This window comes from Novosphingobium resinovorum, from assembly GCF_027922145.1.
GTDB classification, from domain to species: domain Bacteria; phylum Pseudomonadota; class Alphaproteobacteria; order Sphingomonadales; family Sphingomonadaceae; genus Novosphingobium; species Novosphingobium resinovorum.
On the sequence record NZ_BSFC01000044.1, the window covers coordinates 286,437 to 305,447 of the forward strand.

A 19,011-nucleotide genomic window follows, 5' to 3' on the forward strand; every position below is an offset into this window, starting at 1 on the left:
CGAGGGCGATGGCCCTCGCATTGTCTCTTCTCCTTCTCCCTATGTCTCGCACACGGCGTGGGACGCCGACCGCAAGGTGCGGTTTCTCGACCAACTCTCGCAGAAGGGCGACGTGCGAGCCGCGTGTGCTTTCGTGGGGATGAGCCGGACTTCGGCTTATCTGCTGCGGCGGCGCGATGCGGTGTTTGCGGATGCGTGGACGGCGGCTCTGGTGCTGGCGCGGCGGCATGTCGAGGAGGTGCTGGCGACGCGGGCGCTCGATGGGGTGGAGGAGGCGGTGTGGTTCCGGGGGGAGCTGGTCGGGGTGCGGCGGCGGTATGACTCGCGGTTGTTGCTGGCGCATCTGGCGCGGCTCGATGTCGCGGGGGAGGGGCATGAGGCTCTGGCCGAGCGGTTCGACGAGGTGCTGGCGCTCGTCGCCGGGGAGGAGCCTTGCGCGGATGTGCCGGGGATGGAGGACGGTACGGCGCTGCCTCCGGAGCGGGCGGACTATGTCGCGGCGGCGGGGGAGGCGCGGTTCGGCGATGCGCGGGAGGCGTGGCTCGACGCGGTGGATGCGATCGATGCCGCGGCCGGGTACGTGCAGCCGCTGGACGAGGGGGAGATCGCGGGGGAGGACGCGGGGGCGGCGCCGGACTATCCGGAGGCGCCGGTGCGCGGGCCTTTCCTGCGCGAGAGCGGCGCGCAGTGGGATCGCTGGCAGTCGCGCGCTTTCGCCCGGGTGGACGGGGCGCTCTCGGGCGGGGAGGGCGCGGCGCCGATGGAGTACAAGTCGTTGGGAGGCAAGATGGAGGTCAGTGGCGGAGTTGCGGCTCTGGACCGTGTAAACCGTGTAAACCTGCTCGCGCCTCGTCGATGGGGAAGCACGGCTGGGCAAAAGTGTTCGGAGGCCGGGAACGCTTGTCCGGCTTCGCTGTTATCGAGTGTGAAGGCCGGCGCGGCGCTTCCCCCACCCCCTCCCAGCTGCGTCGGCCGACCTTTTTCCTTCAGATCAGGCGGCGGTGCTATCCACCCTTCGACAAGCTCAGGGTGAGCGGTGTTGGTGATGGATGCTCTCAATTCCGCTCAGGCTAAGCTTGTCGAAGCCCCCGGCGGAATACCCAGCCTCAGTTGCCGAGGACGGCCAGTTCGACCTTGCCGCTGCCCATGCGGGTGATGCCGAGTTCGTCGGCGGCGGCGTCGGACAGGTCGATCACGCGGTTGCCGTGGAAGGGGCCGCGATCGTTGATGGTGACGACGACCATTTCGCCGTTGGCCGGGTTGGTGACCTGCACCTGTGTGCCAAAGGGCAGGGTGCGGTGCGCGGCGGTCAGTCCGTCGGGCGCGTAACGCTCGCCGCTGGCGGTGCGGGCGCCCTTGAGGTGGCGGCCGTAGAAGCTGGCGATGCCGCCTGCGATGGGGGTGACCTGGATGTCGTCGTCTTCGGGCGCGGTGAGGACGGCGGGAACTTCTGCGGCGGCGACGGCGTTGACGCCAGCGACAGGAGCAAGAACGAGAGCTTGCGAAGCTACCGGGGCTTCAGCCTGAGCAGGGCCTGCGAAGGGCAGGACGACGGCAGCGCACAGCGCCATCAGGCTTACGGCTCGAACTTGCAAAACTTACCCCGCTTCGTCGTTGACGATGGCGGGAGTCCTACCTGTGCGGTTCCCCGAAGGCCATATAGGCAAAAGCGGCCCGTCGCGCTTTGGCAACGGGCCGCCGGACTCTGTTAACCTAGGGGCAATGTTTACTTGGCGTCACGCTGGGCCAGCAGGCGCAGGCGAAGGGCGTTGAGCTTGATGAAGCCCGCCGCATCCTTCTGGTCGTAGGCGCCGGCATCGTCCTCGAAAGTGACGTGGCGTTCGGAGTAGAGCGAGTCGGCGCTCTTGCGGCCGACGACCGAGGCGTTGCCCTTGTAGAGCTTGAGGCGCACGGTGCCGTTGACGCGGGCCTGGCTGTGGTCGATCGCGGCCTGCAGCATCTCGCGCTCGGGGGCGAACCAGAAGCCGTTGTAGATGAGCTCCGCGTACTTCGGCATCAGCTCGTCCTTGAGGTGCGCGGCGCCGCGGTCGAGCGTGATCTGCTCGATGCCGCGATGGGCGCGGGCGTAGATCTCGCCGCCCGGCGTCTCGTACATGCCGCGCGACTTCATGCCGACGAAGCGGTTCTCGACGAGGTCGAGGCGGCCGATGCCGTGCTTGCGGCCCAGCTCGTTGAGCTGGGTGAGCAGGGTGGCCGGGCTCATCGCCACGCCGTTCAGGGCGACGCCGTCACCCTTCTCGAAGTCGATGGTGATGTATTCGGGCGCATCCGGCGCGTCTTCCGGGTTGACGGTGCGCGAGTAGACGTAGTCGGGGGTCTCTTCCCACGGATCTTCCAGCACCTTGCCCTCGGACGAGGTGTGCAGGAGGTTGGCGTCGGTGGAGAAGGGGCTTTCGCCGCGCTTGTCTTTTGGGACGGGGATCTGGTGCTGCTCGGCCCAGGCGATGAGGGCGGTGCGGCTGGTGAGATCCCACTCGCGCCAGGGGGCGATGACCTTGATGTTCGGGTCGAGCGCATAGGCCGAGAGTTCGAAGCGGACCTGATCGTTGCCCTTGCCGGTGGCGCCGTGGGCGACAGCGTCGGCGCCGGTCTCGTGGGCGATCTCGATCAGGCGCTTGGAGATCAGCGGGCGGGCGATCGAGGTGCCGAGGAGATAGTCGCCTTCGTAGCGGGCATTGGCGCGCATCATCGGGAACACGAAGTCGCGCACGAATTCCTCGCGCAGGTCGTCGATGTAGATGTTCTCGTCCGGCAGGCCCATCAGCTTGGCCTTGGCACGGGCGGGTTCGAGTTCCTCACCCTGGCCGAGGTCGGCGGTGAAGGTCACCACCTCGCAGTTGTAGGTGACCTGGAGCCACTTGAGGATGACGCTGGTGTCGAGGCCGCCGGAGTAGGCGAGGACGACCTTCTTGATGCTGTCGGACATGGGCACGGGCTTTCGCGGCATGAGCGGTGGAAGTTTGGGCGCGCGGCTAGCAGGTGCGCCCAAACTTCGCAACGTTTACGCGCCCAGCAGCACTTTCTCTCCTTCCGCAATGTAGTCGCGGGTGAGGGGCAGGGCGTGGCGGGAGCGGGTGTACTGGATCTGGTAGTTGCACATGCCACCGCTCTCGAAGGCCGCGGTGGCGCCGGAGAGGTAGAAGATCCACATGCGGTAGAAGCGCTCGTCGTGCAGCTTGACGATGGCCTCCTTGTTGGCGACGCAGCGCTTGTACCATTCGCGCAGGGTCTTGGCGTAATGGAGGCGCAGGTTCTCGACGTCGGTGGCGATGAGGCGGACCTTTTCGCTGGCCTCCACCGTCTCGCTCAGCGCCGGGATGTAGCCGCCGGGGAAGATGTACTTGCGGGTGAAGGCGTCGGTTGAGCCGGGCCCGCCCATGCGGCCGATGGTGTGCATCAGCATCACGCCCTCGTCGTCCAGCATCGTCGCGCAGTCGCGGAAGAAGCGGTCGAACTGGGCCTGGCCGACGTGCTCGAACATGCCGACCGAGACGATGCGCTCGAACTTGTCGCCGCGCGCGGCGAGGTCACGGTAGTCGATCAACTCGAAGTCGATGCGGCCCGAGACGCCCGCTTCCACGGCGCGCTGGCGGGCCAGCACCAGCTGTTCCTCGGAGAGCGTGATGCCCTTGACCGAAACGTCGAAGTGCTTGGCGAGATAGATCGCCATGCCGCCCCAGCCGCAGCCGATGTCGAGCACTTTCTGGCCCGGCTCGATCGCCAGCTTGGCGGCGATGTGGGCGAGCTTGGCGGTCTGCGCCTGCTCCAGCGTGATGTCGTCACTGGGCCAGTAGGCGCAGGAATACTGCATGTGCTCGATGTCGAGGAAGAGGTTGTAGAGGTCGTTGCCCACGTCGTAGTGGTGGGCGATGTTCTTCTTGGCGCTGGCGGCGCGGTTGATGCCGTCGACGAGGGTGACGGCCTTGCCAAGCACCTTCTTGAGCGCGGTCTGTTCCTTCAGTTCGCCGCCCTTGTCCCACCGCGCGTTGGCGCGCAGCAGGTAGACGAGGTTCATGATGTCGCCCTGCTCGACTTCGAGCTGACCGTCCATGAAGGCTTCGGCGGCACCCAGGCGCGGATCGCGCAGGATGCGGCGTTCGGCGCCCTTGTCGGTCAGGCGGATGCGGACGTGGGGAAAGCCTTCTGCGGGGGTTCCAAAGCGACGGAGGGAGCCGTCGGGGCGGGCCAGTTCGAGCACGCCCTGTCGGACGCCGCGCTCGAGGAAGCGGTCAAGTATGCCGAGTGCCATCAGGGGTTTGTGCGGGGGTAATTACCTGCATGCAAGGGGGCTTGTGTTGATAAATGCACAATCCTTACTCCCGCGCCAGAAACAGCACGTCACGTTCCTGGGCCAGCAGGTGCTGTCCGGAATCGACGTAGAGTGTCTGGCCGCTGTCGAGCCAGCCTCCGGCAAGGAACAGGGCTGCCCCCGCTACGTCTTCGGGCGTCGCACGGCGGCCCAGCAGGTTCATGCGGTGGGAGATTTCGGCTTCCGCCTCGTTCTGGTCGTGGCTGGCGAGGATGGCGCCCGGCGCGATGCCGTAGACGCGGTCTTCCTCTGCCCGCCGGGCCATGGAAAGCATCGGGATCGTCGCGGAAAGCGCGTGCTTGCTCATGGTGTAGGAGAAGAAATCCGGATTCGGATTGAGCAGCTTCTGGTCGGTAACGTGGATCAGGCGTCTGCCGGCGGAGGTGCGGGCATGGGCAAGGAACGTCTGTCCCAGCCGGGCGGGAGTGGCAGCGTTCACCCGCATCGCGGCGGTGAAGATATCCGGTTCCAGCGTTTCGGCGGTGTCGAGGTCGAAGACGCCCGCGCAGTTCACCAGCACCCGCCAGTCGTTCAGACGGGCAGCCAGCGCCTCGACCATGGCAGGGCCTTCATCCCAGTCGTTGAGGTCGCACGAGACGATCTCGGCGCTGGGCAGGCTCGCCGCGAGCGCTTCGGCCTGCGCCCGCGACCGGCCGTAGTGGATCACGACATGCCAGCCTGCCGCTCCGAAGGCGCGGGCGATGGTCGCGCCGATCCGCTTGGCGCCGCCGGTCACCAGCATGGCGGGGCGGCTCACTGCGCGGCCTCACAAGGTGACACATCAGGTTTACACGGTTTACACTGTCCTGAAGAGAAACTCCCGCCTCTCCGAAGGGGGCTTTCCGTAGCGAGGACAGACGAGCCGGTCATGAATGCAAGTCGCTGAAACATGGCGGCATTGGAGCATAGCCAGCCGCTGTAGGAAAGCCGGGATGCACCGATCGCACCGGCGGAGGGCCACGGCACGGACAAAGCAAAAGGCGCGCCGCCTTTCGGACGACGCGCCTTTCGCAAGGGACCGGGGATAAGGATCAGCGGCAGCGCGGACGGTCGCCGCCACGGTCGATCTCGCGACCCAGGACGGCGCCGCCGGCAGCGCCGAGCAGGGTGCCGACGGTGCGGTCACCGCGGGTGTCGATCGCACGGCCGGCAAGGGCGCCGGCGACGCCGCCGATCAGCAGGCCGGTGGTGCCGTTCGACTTCTTGCAGTAGTAGCGGCCGTTGTTGCCGCGCCAGTACTTGACGCCGCGGTCGTTGTGGTAACGACGGTGATCGCGTGCTTCTGCCGGAGCGGTGAAAGCGACGGTCGCCGGAATGGTGAGCGCCATCATAGTGGCGGCGAGAATGGTCTTACGCATGATATGTGCCCTCATCGTAGCGTGGGAATGATCTGGTAACGCGGCTTTTCGTTCATTGATCCACAACGTCAGATGAACGAACGGCCGCTGCTGGAAATCCGTGACGAACTGCGCTGGTACAGCGATGAAGCGAGGGAAATGTTTCTTTCGGAAACAAAAATACCACCTCAACGCGAAAGCGCGCGGCCCTTTCGGACCGCGCGCTTCTCGTCTCAGGGCATGAAATCTCAGTTCAGCGGCACTGGATGTCGCCCTTGTCGATCTCGCGCCCCAGCGCTCCGCCGAGGACGCCGCCCAGGATCGTGCCGATGGTCTTGTCACCACGGCCGGCGATCTGGTTCCCCGCCAGCGCGCCCACGCCGGCGCCGATGATCAGGCCGGTCGTGCCGTTGTCGCGCTTGCAATAGTAGCGTCCGTCATTGCCGCGCCAGACACGGTCGTTGCGGGTAAGGCGGCGCGGTTCGCGGTAGCGGCCGCGCGAATCGTACATGTCGCGGCGGTCGTAGCGATCGTGACGGTCATTGCGGTCGTACCGGTCATGGTCACGGCGACCGTGCGCGGGCGCCCAGGGCGGCGGGTCGCCAAGCACCGGCGCGACGGGCAGGGCAGTGATGGTGGCGGCGAACGCAGCCATCGCCAGCAGGGACTTCTTCATGGTTCAAACTCCTGCGAAAATTCCTGTTCGAGAACCCGATCGGTCTGGACCCGCACTTCGCAACGCGCGATGAACCGCCGGGCAGGTCGGGAGCGCAAGGGACAAGATGGACCCGGACTGCGACGAAACGTTCAAAAGTGCAATTAGCTCCGAAAGGCATGCCATGTTTCTCGATCTCATCGACGTCTTCGGCTCCGGCCCGCTCAGTGGCAATCCTCTGGCGGTCGTGCGCGGCGGTGAGGGGATGAGCGACGCGCAGATGCTGCGGCTGACGCAGTGGCTGGGCTATTCGGAGACGACCTTTCTCCTGCCGCCGACCGACCCGGGGGCCGATTACCGGGTGCGTATATTCTACCCGGCGGGCGAACTGCCCTTCGCCGGGCACCCGACGCTGGGTAGTGCCCATGCGTGGCTCGCTGCCGGAGGAAAGGCGAAGGAGGACGGATGCGTGGTGCAGGAATGTGGCATAGGTCTCGTCGAGGTGCGCCGGGATGGCGAGCGGCTGGCGTTCCGCGCGCCGCCGCTGATCCGGTCGGGGCCGCTCGATGCCGAGGACCGCGCGGAAACGCTTCGCCTCACCGGGACAGACGAGGCGCAAGTCGTCGCCGCGGTCCATGCCGCCAACGGGCCGGGCTGGAAGCTGCTGCACCTTGCTTCGGCGGAGGCGGTGCTGGCGGCTGAGCCCGTCTCGCGTGCGCCGAAGGGGACCGACGTGGCGCTGCTGGGCCCGTGCGCTCCGGGTGGTGCGGCGCAGTTCGAGTTGCGGGCGTTCTTTGCCGATCCGGCAGGCAAGATGGTCGAGGACCCGGTGACCGGCAGTCTCAACGCGGCGGTGGCGCAGTACCTTTTCGCGAGCGGTCAGGCCGAGGGCAACTATGTCGCCGCGCAGGGCCGCAAGGTCGGGGCGGACGGGCTGGTCTATTGCTCCCAGGATGAGAGCGGCGACGTCTGGATCGCCGGGCGCGTGGAGACCGTAGCGACGGGCGGGGCGTTGTTCTCCGCGTGATCGCTCGTCATTGCGAGCGTAGCGAAGCAATCCAGGGCAGTTCTGCGCCGCCCTGGATTGCTTCGCTACGCTCGCAATGACGATTCAAGTGGCTTGCTTTCCCGCTCGGCGCTGTCGGTAACCGAAAGGGAGGTTCAGCCCGTCTTCTTCGGCAGGGCGACCTCCGCGCTGCCCGTGCACATTGTCGTGCCCTTCTGGTTCTTCATCAGGTGCTTGACGTGGATGAGATGGCGGCCGTCTGCGTCCACCGACTTCTCGGTGACCTCGGCGGACTGGATCGTCACGTCGCCGGTCAGCGCAGGGCCGCGGTAGTTGGCGACTGAGTGCACCACCATGCCGTGCTGCCCCGCCCAGCCCGAAAGGTAGTCGGTCACCCACGAGCCCATCGACGCGCCGTAGCCGTAGCCGCGCGGCATGCCGATGCGCCGGGCATACTTGGCGAACAGGTGCCCGCGCGAGGGGCCGTAATAAGCGCCGTCGGTGAGGAACGGGTTCACCTTGAGCATGTCGGGGTCGTTCTCGTACCCGGCCATCTCGCGCGTGAAGCCGAGGCCTTCGAGGTCCTGCTTGCGCAAGTCGAGCGTGCCCCAGGTGTTGACGATATAGGCGCGCCACTCGGTTGCGAAGCTGGCGATGGAGTGGGGGCCGAAGACGCGCTCCGGCAACTGGTCGCCGACCGCGACGTCGTCCCACCAGCGTTCCTTGTTGCCGAGGTCATGGAGCATGCGGACCCAGGCGAAGCGGCGCTCCTCCATCTCCTCCAGCGCTTCGTCGGTCCATTCGGGCTCCTCGAAGTCGTCGGTCTTGACGTTGTCGCCGCCCGCCGCCGCGCGGTAGCGGATCGAGGTGGAGCGCTGGCGGGCGATCTCCTCGCCCTTCTGGTTGGAGTAGTTATTGTCGCCGCGCTGGAAGCAGGTGGGGCCGAAGCCGGTCTGCTTGACCGTGTAGTCGAACGGTATGCGGGTGTTGGTGATCACGTCGCCCGGCTCGATGCGCGGGCCGTAGAACCACCACTCGTCGCCGCCGAACAGGAGGTGCGAGTTTGCGATCTTGCCGACGCAGGCGGGCGCGGCGCCGTGGCCGTCGTCCGTCGCGATGGCGAAGCTCTGCGGCGCGACGAGGCGGCCCCATACGCTCGCCTCGGCATGACCGGGATCGAAGTGGGCGAGGTTGGGGTAATGCATCGCATGGACCCAGCGGCGGATGTCGTTGGGTGCGATGGCCTCACGCAAGGGCGAGAAGTCCATCGTCTTGCCGAGATGGTTGTCGATGTCGGAACAGTCGAAGTCGTCGCTCATGGTGTCTCTCAGAATTGCCTGATGCCGGTGGCGTCTTCGGCCTTGAATACGGGGATCGGCTCGATCGCCTTGAGCATGACCAGCGGGATCACGCGGTCCGTCGCCTTCTGGTAATCGGCGTAGAAGGGATGGCAGTCGGTCAGGAAGGCCCAGACCTTGTCGCGCTCGGCGCCTTCGGGTTCGCGCCATGTGGCGCGAAAGGCTTGCGTGGCGACCTGGAAGTCGACCGTCTCGGCCTCGCGGATGTTGAGATACCAGGCAGGGTGATGGTCGGCGCCGCCCTTGGAGGCGCAGATCACGACCTCGCCGCCGATGTCGGCGTAGCAAAGGGGCGTGATGAAGACCTTGCCGCTCTTGCGGCCGACGTACTTGACCAGGCAGTGCGTGGCGAAGGACCGGCCGCCGACAGGCGTGATGTCCATGATGTGACCCTGCGCGCCGCCTGACGACAGGTACATGTCGCGGTGTTCGACCACCCAGTCCTTGCGCGTGTCGCGGATCGCGGCCGACGTGTCGTCGCTCATGGGCTTCTCCTCTCCTCCCGAGCCGAGGCCCGAGGATGGGGGAGGAGAACCGCGCGCGTCCAACCCCGAATGGGGACGCCGGGCAGTGATCGCCGGGGCGGTTGGGGGAGTGGGCCGGAAGACCGCCACCATGGCCGAGGCTACCCCTGCATCGTCATTGCGAGCGGCGAAGCCGCGCGGCAATCCAGGGCAGTCGCAACCCGCCCTGGATTGCTTCGCTACGCTCGCAATGACGAATGTAGGCAGCCTTTCAGTCGGCGTCCTTCTCCGGCGGCCAGACGCTGTGCGAGAGCAGGTTGTCGACGAAGGCCTCGTGCTGGGCCTGCCCGACGGGGTCGGGGCGCAGCAGCACGTCGGTGCGATAGCCCGTAACCGCAGACATCGTGAGCTGTGTCAGCTGCTGCGCTTCATCGACATCGAAGCGCGTGGCGAAGAAGTCTGCGATGGCGCAGCGCAGCTTGACCGGGCCGCGCATGTAGAAGGTCTCCTTGATCTCGGGAAACCGCTCACCCTCGCTCACCACAAGGCGGTAGAGCATGACCGAATTGTCGCGCAGCAGGCAGTCGATGAAGCGCAGGCACGCCCGGCGCAGCGCCGGGACCGAGAAGGTCTGCCCGGTCAGCACTTCTTCAACATCGCGCGCGAACGTTTCGACGTGGAGGTCGACGACGGCGGTGAACAACTCTTCCTTCGAGGCGAAGTGCGCCCACAAGGTCGCCTTCGATCCGCCCACGGTATCGGCGATCGCGGACATCGTCGTCTCGGCGTAACCTTGTTCGAGGAACATGCCCGAGGCGACCTGCACGATCTCCGCGCGTTTGCGGGCCTTGTTCGCCTCGCGCTTTGAAATTCCGGTCTTTTCCATCATGGTGTACTCTCTAGTACAGTTTTTTATTGACAGAAACAAGCCGGCAAACGATTTGGACCGTACCGATGAGTACAAAATTCTCCCCCCGAGTCGCGACGGCCGCGCTGCTGATCGCCTCCAGTTCGCTCGCCGGGTGCGGTGCGCCCGACCTTGGGCCACGTCCCGAGCTGCGCCCGCCGTCGACCCTCGACAGCGCCGCCTCGATCCAGGGCACCGCTGCCGAATGGCCGCAGGAGCGCTGGTGGACCGCTTACGGCGATCCCCAGCTCGACGGTCTGGTGGACGAGGCGATCAAGGGTTCGCCCGATGTCGCCACAGCGCTGGCCCGCATCCGCCAGGCGCAGGGCGCGCTCGAATCCTCGCGCGCCGCGCTGCTGCCCAGCATCGGCGGGCAGGGCTCGGCCTCGGTCGAGAAACAGAGCTACAACAACGGCACTCCGGTCGCCGCGCTGCCCAAGGGCTGGAAGGACTATGGCATGCTTGCCTTGTCCGCCAACCTCAACCTCGACATCTGGGGCAAGAACCGCGCACTCCTTGCGGCCGCGACTTCGGCTGCCGAGGCCGCCGTCGCCGACGAGCGGCAGGCCGAATTGGTGCTCGCCTCGGAAGTCGTGTCGTCCTACTTCGACCTCGGCCGCCTGCTCGAACGCCAGAAGGTGCTCGACGAGACGCTGGCCGCGCGCGAAGGTTCGGCCAAGCTGGTCGGCCAGCGCGTGACGCAGGGCCTCGACAACCAGAGCCCGCTGCGCCAGTCCAACGCCGAAGCCGCCCGCGCACGGATCGACGTCGCCGCCAACCGCGAGCAGATCGAGAAGCGCCGCCACGCGCTCGCCGCGCTGCTCGGCGCTGGTCCCGATCGCACCCTGACGCTCACCCCCCCGTCGATCGCGACCATCGCCGCTACGCCGGTGCCGGCCGATGCGGGCATCGCGCTCGCCGGTCGTCGCCCCGACATCGTCATGTCGCGCAAGCTGGTGCAGGCGGCCGACAAGGGCGTCGAGTATGCGAAGAAGTCGTTCCTTCCCGACATCTCGCTGAGCGGCCTCATCGGCCTCAGCTCGCTGGGCATCTCGCACTTGTTCGACGGCGGTTCGGACTATGGCAGCGCGGGTGCGGCGGTGAGCCTGCCGATCTTCCAGGGCGGGGCGCTTTCGGGTCGCTATCGCCTGGCACGCGGCGGCTACGACACGATGGTCGCCAGCTACAACAAGTCGGTGATCGGTGCGCTGCAGGAAGTCGCCGACGCGCTTTCCACCCGCACTTCGGCCGGTGAGCAGGAGCGCCACGCGCTCGAAGCCCGGACCGAGGCGAACGCCGCCTACGGCCTCGCGCTCCAGCGCTACAAGGGCGGTTTGAGCACCTATATCGACGTGCTCAGCGCCGAAACCACCGCGCTCGACACCCGCCTCGGCGCGGTCGACGCTCACTTCGCCACGCTCGCCAGCGAAGTCGCGCTCAAGCGCGCCCTGGGCGGCGGATATGCAGACGATTCAGCCAAGAAGGCCACCCCCGATGAGTGACGAAACCCCCAACGACGCCGGTTCGAGCACCGTCGTGGACAAGAGCAAGCGCAAGAACCTTCTGCTCGGCCTTGGCGGCGCAGTCGTCGTGATCGGCGGCCTGTGGTTCCTCTACGCGGAGTTCATCGGCAGCCGCACGGTCTCGACCGACAATGCCTATGTCGCCGGTGAGAACGCGCAGGTCACCCCGCTGACTTCGGGCCGCGTGGTCGAGGTGCTCGTCACCGACACGCAGCCGGTGCGCAAGGGCCAGCTGCTGTTCCGCATCGAGGACTCCGACCAGAAGATCGCGGTCCAGCAGGCCGAAGCCAACCTTGCGATGATGCAGCGCCGCTACGGCCAGTCGATCGCCAACAACGCGGCGCTGGGCGCCGCCGCCGGGGCGAGCGACGCGCAGATCAACACTGCGCGCGCCGGGCTCGCCTCCGCGCAGGCGACGCTGACCAAGACCCAGGAAGACTACAAGCGCCGTGCGGCCCTTTCGGGCACCGGCGCGGTGTCCAATGAGGAACTGACGACCGCGCGCCAGGCGCTGGACTCGGCAAAGGCATCCTACCAGCAGGCCCAGGCCGCCGTCGCGCAGGCGCAGGAAAACGCCCGCAGCGCCCGCCGCCAGGAAGAGGCCGCCGTCGCGCTCACCAAGGGCACGACCCTGCAGACCGCGCCGGAGATCCTGCAGGCGCAGGCCCAGCTGGAGCAGGCGAAGCTCGACCTCGAACGCACCATCGTGCGCGCGCCGATCGACGGCGTCGTGTCCCGGCGCAGCATCCAGGTCGGCCAGCGCATCCAGAGCGGGCAGGCGGCGATGACCGTCGTGCCGGTGGGTGAACTCTACGTCGACGCGAACTTCAAGGAAGATCAGCTCGGCAAGGTCCGCTCGGGCCAGAAGGCTACGCTGACTTCCGACTTCTACGGCGGCAAGGTCGAATACCACGGCAAGGTCGTCGGCTTCTCGGGTGGCACCGGCGCGGCGTTCTCGCTGATCCCGGCGCAGAACGCGACCGGCAACTGGATCAAGGTGGTGCAGCGCCTGCCGGTGCGCATCCAGCTCGATCCCAAGGAGCTGAAGGAGCACCCGCTGCGCATCGGCCTGTCGATGGAAGCCGAGATCGACCTGACGGACAACGACTGATGGCCGGCGGCGCTCCGGCTGCAGCGGCGCAGGAAAGCGGACCACCGCTGACCGGCGCCAAGCTGATCCTGGCGGGCTTCGTGCTCGCCATGGCCAACTTCATCGTCGTGCTCGACACCACGATCGCCAACGTTTCGGTGCCGCACATTGCGGGCGGCCTTGCCGTCTCGGTGTCGAGCGGCACCTGGGTCATCACGTCCTACGCGGTCGCCGAGGCGATCTGCGTGCCGTTGACGGGCTGGCTCGCCAACCGCTTCGGCGCCTTGCGGGTATTCATGTTCTCGCTGGTCGGCTTCGGGATATTCTCGACGCTGTGCGGGCTTTCGGGGACGCTCTCGGCACTGGTCATCTTCCGTCTCGGGCAGGGCTTCTGCGGCGGGCCGCTGATGCCGCTGACGCAGACGCTGATGCTGAAGATCTTCCCCAAGGAGATGCAGCCCAAGGCGATGGCGATGTGGGCGATGACGGTCGTGACCGCGCCGATCGCCGGTCCGATCCTGGGCGGCTACATCTCCGACAACTGGTCGTGGGAGTGGATCTTCTTCATCAACGTGCCGATCGTGGCGCTGATCTTCTTCGGCGTGGCGGTGCTGCTGCGCGGGCAGGAGACGCCGACCCAGAAGCTGCCGATAGACAAGATCGGGCTGGCGCTGCTGGTGATCTTCATCGGCGCGTTCCAGATGATGCTCGACCTCGGGCGGGACGAGGACTGGTTCTCCTCCACCAAGATCGTCGCGCTGGCGTGCATCGCGGGCGTGTTCTTCATCGCCTTCCTGATCTGGGAGCTGACCGAGGAACACCCGATCGTGAACCTCAGCGTGTTCCGCTATCGAGGGTTCTCTGCGTCCACGGCCTCGCTGACGATCGCTTTCGGTACGTACTTCGCCTCGATCGTGGTCATCCCGCAGTGGCTTCAGACCTCGATGGGTTATACCGCCACGGAGGCGGGGCGGGCGATGGCCTTCTCGGGCGTATTGGCGGTGGTCGCATCGCCCTTCGTGCCGGCGCTGATGAAGCGGTTCGACCCGCGCCTGCTGGTGTTTATCGGCGTCTCGTGGATCGGTGTCTGCGCGCTGATGCGCATGACATGGTCTACCGACATCACGTTCTGGACGATTGCCATCCCGCAGCTGCTGCAGGGTGTCGGCGTCTCGCTGATGATCGTGCCGCTCACCACCATCAGCCTCAGTTCGGTGCAGCCGCACGAGACCGCCTCGGCCGCCGGTATCGCCAACTTCGGGCGAACCCTGGCAGGCGCGGTGGCGACGGCGATCATCACCACCGTGTGGAGCGACATGTCGCGTTCGCGCAGCGCCGACCTGTCGGGCGTGCTCAACGGGGCGGACGCGACCTCGCAGGCGCTCCAGCAGCAAGGCTTCAGTGCCGAGCAGGCGCGCGTGGCGATCGCGCAGATGGTCGAGAATCAGGGCACCGCGGTGGCCACGGGCGAGCTGTTCGTGATCAGCGCCATCGCCCTGTTCCTTGCCGCGATGACCATCTGGCTGGCTCCGCGCCCGCCCAAGAACGTGAAGCCCGCCGCAGGGCACTGAGTTACCAGACAGCCGGTGTCGCCGCCCCCGAACAGGCGGCACCGGCGCGTCGGCCGGACCGAAAGCACAGACAGCCCCCCAGTCCCCCCGCTTTCCGTCCGGCCGACGCACCCTTCGGGCGCAGGTCGCTCTTGCCGAACCGGGGCGGCGATCCCATTGCAAGGCAATGGAAAACGACGCCCGCCGAGAGGCTCCCGCCACTGCCCGCAACCGTGACCCGATCCTGTCGGTCCTGCGCGACGTGCTGCCGGTATCCGGCCATGTGCTGGAGATCGCCAGCGGCACCGGCGAGCATGCCATCCACTTCGCCGCCGCCTTGCCCGACCTCGTCTGGCAGCCGACCGATCCCGATGCCAACGCGCGCGCCTCGATCGCGGCATGGGGGGGCAGGCGGAGCTGGCAAACTTGCGCGCGCCGCTGGAACTGGACGCGGCCTCGCATGAATGGCCGATCACGGAGGCACAGGCGGTCGTCTGCATCAACATGATCCACATCAGCCCCTGGACCGCGACGGAGGGCCTCATGGCCGGCGCCGCGCGGGTGCTGGAATCGGGCTACCCGCTGGTGCTGTACGGCCCCTATCGGCGAGAGGGGCTGACGCTCGAGCCCAGCAACGCGGCCTTCGACGAGGACCTCAAGCGGCGCAACCCGGAATGGGGCCTGCGCAGCGTGGAAACCGTGCGCGCCTGCGCTCTGGACAATGGCCTGGCGTTCGACAGTCTCGTCGAGATGCCCGCCAACAATCTGATGCTGGTCTTCAGGAAGCGCTGAAGCTGCGCCGGATCAGGCGCGGCAGGACCAGCGCCTGGCCCACCGCGCGGCCGCCGAACAACACCGCGAAAGCTACCCACAAGCCATGGTTGCCGAGCGGCTGAAGCGCCCACAGCAGGGCGAGGTAGGCTGCCATCGCCGCCGCCATCGTCCCCAGCATCGCCCGCGTCCATCCGGCGCCGACGAACACGCCGTCGAACACGAAGGACGACACGCCCAGCACCGGCAGCACTGCCAGCCACGGCGCATACTGCGCGGTCGCGGCGACTACGGCAGGGTCGGTGCTAAACGCCGCCGCGAGCCGGGCGCCCGCCAGCGCGTAAAGCGCCGCGACGGCAAGCCCGGTCACGCCGCCCCATACCAGCGCGGAACGTACGGCGGCGGTGAAACGCGCTCGCGACTGCGCGCCAAGCGCCTCGCCGCAGAGCACTTGCGCGCCGCTCTCGAACCCGTCGAGCAGGAGTGTCGCCAGCATGAAGATCTGGAACAGCACGCCGTTGGCAGCCAGCGTGACTGGCCCGGCGCGGGCACCGACGCGGGCGAACAGCAGGATCGAGCCGGTCAGCAGCAGGGTGCGCACGAACAGGTCGCGGTTGAGCGCGAAGAGCCGCGCGAGTTCGCTCCGTGCCCACGTCCCCTTGCGGCCGAGGGCCGCCAGCGCATCGCGCGCCGCGCCCTCGCGCACGACGATCGCGGCCAGCAGGAGGAATTTGAGGGCTTCGGAACTCACCGTCGCCGTCGCTACCCCGGCCACGCCCCAGCGCACGACGAGCACCAGCAGCAGGTCGAGGGCGATGTGGACGAGGTTCGCGATGATCTCGACCACCAGGACATGGCGAACCTTGCGTCGTCCGATCAGCCAGCCCACCAGCACGCAGTTCGCCAGCCACACCGGCCCCGCCCAGTAGCGCACCGCGACGTAGCTGCGGGCCGCCTCGCGCACCGGCCCCTCGGCGCCCAGCACGTCGAGGCCCAGCGGGATCGCGAGCGGCATGGCCGTGAGCAGCACCGCGCCGATGCCGAGCGCCACCGCCATCGCGCGTGCCAGCGTCTCGCCCCCGTCGCCGTCACCGCGCCCGCTACTTTGCGCGGTCAGCGCGACGGTGCTGGTGCGCAGGAAGTTGAAGACGTTGAGCAGACCGAGCATGAACTTGGCCCCCAGTTCGACCGCCCCTTGCGCCGGGGCGTCGCCGAGCCGTCCGATCGCCCACATGTCGGCAAGGCCGAACAGAGCGGTGGCCACGTTGGTCAGCATTGCGGGCAGGGCGATGGCCCAGAGCTGGCGGGCGGGAGAGGGCGGGGAGACGGTCACGGAACCGGGGTCTAGCCAAGCGCACCCGCAGGGGCAAACGAACCGGAGAATCGCCGCTGCGATCAGGACATATTGTCCCACCTTCGCGAATCACTCCAGGCGCAGGATCGGCGGTTTTCCTAAGGGCACGCCATGTTGCAGTGCGATACCCGGCTGAAGGTGCAAGGAAAGCGCACGCAATGAGGGCTTGCCAAACCCGCGTAAATCAGGGAGATTGTTGAAAGTTGGTGGATCAGGCAGCTTCTGCTGCATCTGCGAAGAAATCGGCGCGCCGGAGTGATTTCTCATCCCCGGCGCGCTCTCTCCCAACACCGGTAAGGTTACATGAACCTTTCACCGACCACATTGCACAAGAATCCGGCTTTGGCAAAGCGGGAAATGCATTTCATGCTGCGCAGCATGCAATTTTTCCTTCGCCCATTTCCCGCGCGTTTCTGCGGTGTTGCATGTCCTGCGCTGTCATCCCGGCGATGATTGCGGGGTGCCTGTTGCGCATCGTCTCCTGCGATGATCCGATGGGGATCGAAGGAGAGAGGCATGACCCAAATGGGCACCGACACCGGAAAATTCGAGCAGAATACCGGCCCGGCCATCTATCTTGATTCGCTCGAGTCGCAGGCGAGGCGGGTCGAAACTCCGTGCGGCGACGGGACGATGGCATGGCGAATCTGGGGCGAAGGGGCGCCGCTGGTCCTTGCACATGGCGCGCAAGGGTCCTGGACGCACTGGGTCCGCAACATAGAGCGACTGTCTCGCCACCGGCGGCTGATCGTGCCCGACCTGCCGGGCCACGGGGATTCGGCCATGCCCGCGAGCAACGACCATGCAGGCATCTCGGCCGCGCTTGCCCGGGGATTGTCTGCGATCCTCGGCGCGGAAAAGATGCCTGCCGATTTGTGCGGCTTCTCGTTCGGCGGCGTCGCGCTGGCGCATCTGGCGGCGCTGCATCCGGGCACGGCGCGCAGGCTGGTGATCGTCGGCTGCGGCGGGCTGGGAACGCCGATGGGGCACCCGCGCCTCGGCCGGATCAGCGGTCTGGTTGGGGAGGAGCGCCGCGCCGCTCTCAAGGCCAATCTGCTCGGGCTTATGCTCCATCACCCCGAGAGCGCCGACGACCTTGCGATTCACATGCTGCTGCCGACTGCCAAGGCTGCGCGGCTTCATGCACCGCCGCTGGTGCTTCCCGACAGACTGGTCAAAGTGCTTCCGGAGGTCCGCGTCGCTGTAGACGCGATCTGGGGCGCGTTCGACCTGCCGCATCCCGACCCGGCCACGCAGGAGGCGGCGCTGCGTACCGTCCAGCCCGACGCCGAGTTCCGCGTCGTCGAGGACGCCGGGCACTGGGCGATGTACGAGCGCCCCCAAGCGTTCGAGGCGGCCTTGCTGGATATTCTCGCAAGGCCGCCTCGCAAGGTGGGCTGACGGGCTACCAGACCAGCGGCAGGTGCTCTGGCCCGATCACGCCGCCGGGGCGGTACTCGATCCGCGTGCCCGGCTTCACCGAGAATGCCGGGATGCGCTTCAGCCATTCCTGCAGCGCGATCTTCACTTCCAGCCGGGCGAGGTGTGCGCCCATGCAACTGTGGACGCCCACGGTGAAGGCCAGGATCGTCTTGCGCGGGCGGTCGAAGTCCACCTCCTTGGGGTTCGGGAACACTTCGGGGTCGAAGTTGCAGGCGGGCAGGACAAAGGTGACGCGGTCCCCCTTCTTCATCTGCACGCCGCGCATCTCGTAGTCCTTGTCGAGGACCCGACCCGAGAACGTCACCGACCAGCGGCGCAGCAGTTCTTCGACGATCTTGTCGATGTCCTGCGGGCGGCTGTGGATTTCAGCGAGCTTGTCCGGATTCTCGGCAAGGTAGAGCCAGATATTGTTCAGCGTCGCGAACACGGTGTCGAGCCCGGCGATGAACAGGAAGCAGACGAAGCCGAAGATCTCCTTGTCCGACAGCGGCACGCCCTCGGGCGCGGAGTGGGCGATGCGGCTGACGACGCCGTCGTCGGGATTCGCCTTCTTCTCCTCGATCGCCTGGCGCAGATAGGCGGTGATCTTGCCCATCGTCTCGCCCATCACCGCGCGGTCGTTCGAATGGAGGAGTTTCATCGCCCAGTCCACGAACTCGTCGCGCATGTCCTGTGGCAGGCCCATGATGTCGAGGAACACCGTGACCGGCAGCGGGCGGCCGTAGTCCTCGGTGAACTCGCAAGTCCCTCCGGCGGCGACTTTCGCCTCGATCTCGTCGATCAACCCGTTGGCGCGCTGGCGGATCTGCTCCTCCAGCTTGAGCACGCCCTGCGGGCTGAACACCGGATCGACGATGTTGCGGTACTTGCGGTGGTGCGGCGGGTCGATCTCGATCGGGATGAAGTAGAAGTAGTCGTCCGGATCGCGCGGGAAGGGCGTGGCCCCCTCGTTCGAGAAGATGTCCGGGTGGCGCAGGCCGAACAGCGCGTCCTCATGCTTGATGAGGTGCCACATGTTCCCCATCGGGCTGACGTCGTAGTAGATCGGCGGCTGCTTTTCATGCAGCGCGGCCATGAAGTCGTGGGGGTTCGCAAGGAAGTCCGGCCCGACGGTGAGGCCCGACTGCCGGATCAGTTCGGGCGGAACGTGGGCGGGCACCTGGTCCATCCCGACATGGCGCGGGAAGCTGGGGGGCACGGGATTGGCGGCGTCGATAGGCATG

The 19,011-nt window shown here is 66.9% G+C and carries 18 protein-coding genes and 1 pseudogene; 7 read left to right on the forward strand and 12 right to left on the reverse strand.

What is annotated here, in order from left to right:
* The first annotated feature begins 139 nt into the window (after positions 1–139).
* Positions 140–1,033, forward strand: a complete 894-nt coding sequence (locus PKE80_RS24025; protein ID WP_271184651.1) for a hypothetical protein — start codon at positions 140–142, stop codon at positions 1,031–1,033.
* A 73-nt stretch (positions 1,034–1,106) separates the two neighbouring features.
* Here the strand turns inward: PKE80_RS24025 and PKE80_RS24030 are convergent, their stop codons facing one another.
* The 6 genes from PKE80_RS24030 to PKE80_RS24055 form a co-directional block, all read right to left on the reverse strand.
* Positions 1,107–1,571, reverse strand: a complete 465-nt coding sequence (locus PKE80_RS24030; RefSeq protein ID WP_271184652.1) for a septal ring lytic transglycosylase RlpA family protein — start codon at positions 1,569–1,571, stop codon at positions 1,107–1,109.
* Positions 1,572–1,726: 155 nt separating this feature from the next.
* Positions 1,727–2,947, reverse strand: coding sequence for an argininosuccinate synthase (locus PKE80_RS24035; RefSeq protein ID WP_271184653.1), 1,221 nt, complete (start codon positions 2,945–2,947; stop codon positions 1,727–1,729).
* A gap of 75 nt (positions 2,948–3,022) precedes the next feature.
* On the reverse strand, positions 3,023–4,270 hold the full coding sequence (locus PKE80_RS24040; protein WP_271184654.1) for a class I SAM-dependent methyltransferase: 1,248 nt from the start codon (positions 4,268–4,270) through the stop codon (positions 3,023–3,025).
* Between the two features lie 64 nt (positions 4,271–4,334).
* Complete coding sequence (locus tag PKE80_RS24045; protein ID WP_271184786.1) at positions 4,335–5,072, reverse strand: SDR family oxidoreductase; 738 nt, start codon at positions 5,070–5,072, stop codon at positions 4,335–4,337.
* Between the two features lie 289 nt (positions 5,073–5,361).
* Positions 5,362–5,688, reverse strand: coding sequence for a glycine zipper 2TM domain-containing protein (locus PKE80_RS24050; RefSeq protein ID WP_008833099.1), 327 nt, complete (start codon positions 5,686–5,688; stop codon positions 5,362–5,364).
* Between the two features lie 232 nt (positions 5,689–5,920).
* Positions 5,921–6,343 carry a glycine zipper 2TM domain-containing protein gene (locus tag PKE80_RS24055; RefSeq protein ID WP_008833098.1) on the reverse strand — a complete coding sequence of 141 codons (423 nt, stop codon included), beginning with the start codon at positions 6,341–6,343 and terminating at the stop codon, positions 5,921–5,923.
* A gap of 163 nt (positions 6,344–6,506) precedes the next feature.
* On the opposite strand from PKE80_RS24055, the gene PKE80_RS24060 reads away from it, so the two are divergent.
* The gene (locus PKE80_RS24060) at positions 6,507–7,349 is read left to right on the forward strand and encodes a PhzF family phenazine biosynthesis protein (protein ID WP_271184655.1); all 843 of its coding nucleotides are present in this window, start codon (positions 6,507–6,509) and stop codon (positions 7,347–7,349) included.
* A gap of 134 nt (positions 7,350–7,483) precedes the next feature.
* On the opposite strand, the gene PKE80_RS24065 is transcribed toward PKE80_RS24060, so the two are convergent.
* The 3 genes from PKE80_RS24065 to PKE80_RS24075 form a co-directional block, all read right to left on the reverse strand.
* Complete coding sequence (locus PKE80_RS24065) at positions 7,484–8,647, reverse strand: FAS1-like dehydratase domain-containing protein (RefSeq protein WP_271184656.1); 1,164 nt, start codon at positions 8,645–8,647, stop codon at positions 7,484–7,486.
* A gap of 8 nt (positions 8,648–8,655) precedes the next feature.
* The gene (locus PKE80_RS24070) at positions 8,656–9,171 is read right to left on the reverse strand and encodes a nitroreductase/quinone reductase family protein (RefSeq protein WP_271184657.1); all 516 of its coding nucleotides are present in this window, start codon (positions 9,169–9,171) and stop codon (positions 8,656–8,658) included.
* 250 nt (positions 9,172–9,421) lie between these two features.
* Complete coding sequence (locus PKE80_RS24075) at positions 9,422–10,036, reverse strand: TetR/AcrR family transcriptional regulator (protein ID WP_271184658.1); 615 nt, start codon at positions 10,034–10,036, stop codon at positions 9,422–9,424.
* 68 nt (positions 10,037–10,104) lie between these two features.
* On the opposite strand from PKE80_RS24075, the gene PKE80_RS24080 reads away from it, so the two are divergent.
* From PKE80_RS24080 to PKE80_RS24095, 4 genes and pseudogenes are all read left to right on the forward strand, one after another.
* Positions 10,105–11,559 carry an efflux transporter outer membrane subunit gene (locus tag PKE80_RS24080; RefSeq protein WP_211150362.1) on the forward strand — a complete coding sequence of 485 codons (1,455 nt, stop codon included), beginning with the start codon at positions 10,105–10,107 and terminating at the stop codon, positions 11,557–11,559.
* Positions 11,552–12,691, forward strand: coding sequence for an HlyD family secretion protein (locus PKE80_RS24085; RefSeq protein WP_069708137.1), 1,140 nt, complete (start codon positions 11,552–11,554; stop codon positions 12,689–12,691). The genes PKE80_RS24080 and PKE80_RS24085 overlap by 8 nt, the downstream gene beginning before the upstream one ends.
* Positions 12,691–14,241, forward strand: a complete 1,551-nt coding sequence (locus PKE80_RS24090) for a DHA2 family efflux MFS transporter permease subunit (protein WP_271184659.1) — start codon at positions 12,691–12,693, stop codon at positions 14,239–14,241. Before PKE80_RS24085 ends, PKE80_RS24090 begins: the two co-directional genes overlap by 1 nt.
* 166 nt (positions 14,242–14,407) lie before the next feature.
* Positions 14,408–15,012: pseudogene (locus PKE80_RS24095) on the forward strand (DUF938 domain-containing protein).
* Here PKE80_RS24095 and PKE80_RS24100 read toward each other — a convergent pair.
* Together PKE80_RS24100 and PKE80_RS24105 are read right to left on the reverse strand one after the other, a co-directional pair.
* The gene (locus tag PKE80_RS24100) at positions 14,999–16,324 is read right to left on the reverse strand and encodes an MATE family efflux transporter (protein WP_271184660.1); all 1,326 of its coding nucleotides are present in this window, start codon (positions 16,322–16,324) and stop codon (positions 14,999–15,001) included. The pseudogene PKE80_RS24095 and the gene PKE80_RS24100 sit on opposite strands and share 14 nt — an antisense overlap.
* Before the next feature lie 90 nt (positions 16,325–16,414).
* Entirely contained in the window at positions 16,415–16,576 is a 162-nt protein-coding gene (locus PKE80_RS24105; protein WP_211150359.1) for a hypothetical protein, read from the reverse strand.
* Between the two features lie 285 nt (positions 16,577–16,861).
* Here PKE80_RS24105 and PKE80_RS24110 point away from each other — a divergent pair, with 285 nt between their 5' ends.
* The gene (locus PKE80_RS24110; RefSeq protein WP_271184661.1) at positions 16,862–17,746 is read left to right on the forward strand and encodes an alpha/beta fold hydrolase; all 885 of its coding nucleotides are present in this window, start codon (positions 16,862–16,864) and stop codon (positions 17,744–17,746) included.
* Positions 17,747–17,750: 4 nt separating this feature from the next.
* Here the strand turns inward: PKE80_RS24110 and PKE80_RS24115 are convergent, their stop codons facing one another.
* Positions 17,751–19,010, reverse strand: a complete 1,260-nt coding sequence (locus PKE80_RS24115) for a cytochrome P450 (RefSeq protein ID WP_271184662.1) — start codon at positions 19,008–19,010, stop codon at positions 17,751–17,753.
* Between the last annotated feature and the right edge of the window lies 1 nt (position 19,011).

Bases quoted from the DNA above. Each gene is read 5' to 3' on its own strand.
- PKE80_RS24025 (WP_271184651.1), top strand. From the start codon at position 140: ATGAGCCGGACTTCGGCTTATCTGCTGCGGCGGCGCGATGCGGTGTTT.
- PKE80_RS24030 (WP_271184652.1), bottom strand. From the start codon at position 1,571: ATGGCGCTGTGCGCTGCCGTCGTCCTGCCCTTCGCAGGCCCTGCTCAG.
- PKE80_RS24035 (WP_271184653.1), bottom strand. From the start codon at position 2,947: ATGTCCGACAGCATCAAGAAGGTCGTCCTCGCCTACTCCGGCGGCCTC.
- PKE80_RS24040 (WP_271184654.1), bottom strand. From the start codon at position 4,270: ATGGCACTCGGCATACTTGACCGCTTCCTCGAGCGCGGCGTCCGACAG.
- PKE80_RS24045 (WP_271184786.1), bottom strand. From the start codon at position 5,072: ATGCTGGTGACCGGCGGCGCCAAGCGGATCGGCGCGACCATCGCCCGC.
- PKE80_RS24050 (WP_008833099.1), bottom strand. From the start codon at position 5,688: ATGCGTAAGACCATTCTCGCCGCCACTATGATGGCGCTCACCATTCCG.
- PKE80_RS24055 (WP_008833098.1), bottom strand. From the start codon at position 6,343: ATGAAGAAGTCCCTGCTGGCGATGGCTGCGTTCGCCGCCACCATCACT.
- PKE80_RS24060 (WP_271184655.1), top strand. From the start codon at position 6,507: ATGTTTCTCGATCTCATCGACGTCTTCGGCTCCGGCCCGCTCAGTGGC.
- PKE80_RS24065 (WP_271184656.1), bottom strand. From the start codon at position 8,647: ATGAGCGACGACTTCGACTGTTCCGACATCGACAACCATCTCGGCAAG.
- PKE80_RS24070 (WP_271184657.1), bottom strand. From the start codon at position 9,171: ATGAGCGACGACACGTCGGCCGCGATCCGCGACACGCGCAAGGACTGG.
- PKE80_RS24075 (WP_271184658.1), bottom strand. From the start codon at position 10,036: ATGGAAAAGACCGGAATTTCAAAGCGCGAGGCGAACAAGGCCCGCAAA.
- PKE80_RS24080 (WP_211150362.1), top strand. From the start codon at position 10,105: ATGAGTACAAAATTCTCCCCCCGAGTCGCGACGGCCGCGCTGCTGATC.
- PKE80_RS24085 (WP_069708137.1), top strand. From the start codon at position 11,552: ATGAGTGACGAAACCCCCAACGACGCCGGTTCGAGCACCGTCGTGGAC.
- PKE80_RS24090 (WP_271184659.1), top strand. From the start codon at position 12,691: ATGGCCGGCGGCGCTCCGGCTGCAGCGGCGCAGGAAAGCGGACCACCG.
- PKE80_RS24105 (WP_211150359.1), bottom strand. From the start codon at position 16,576: ATGCAGCAGAAGCTGCCTGATCCACCAACTTTCAACAATCTCCCTGAT.
- PKE80_RS24110 (WP_271184661.1), top strand. From the start codon at position 16,862: ATGACCCAAATGGGCACCGACACCGGAAAATTCGAGCAGAATACCGGC.
- PKE80_RS24115 (WP_271184662.1), bottom strand. From the start codon at position 19,010: ATGCCTATCGACGCCGCCAATCCCGTGCCCCCCAGCTTCCCGCGCCAT.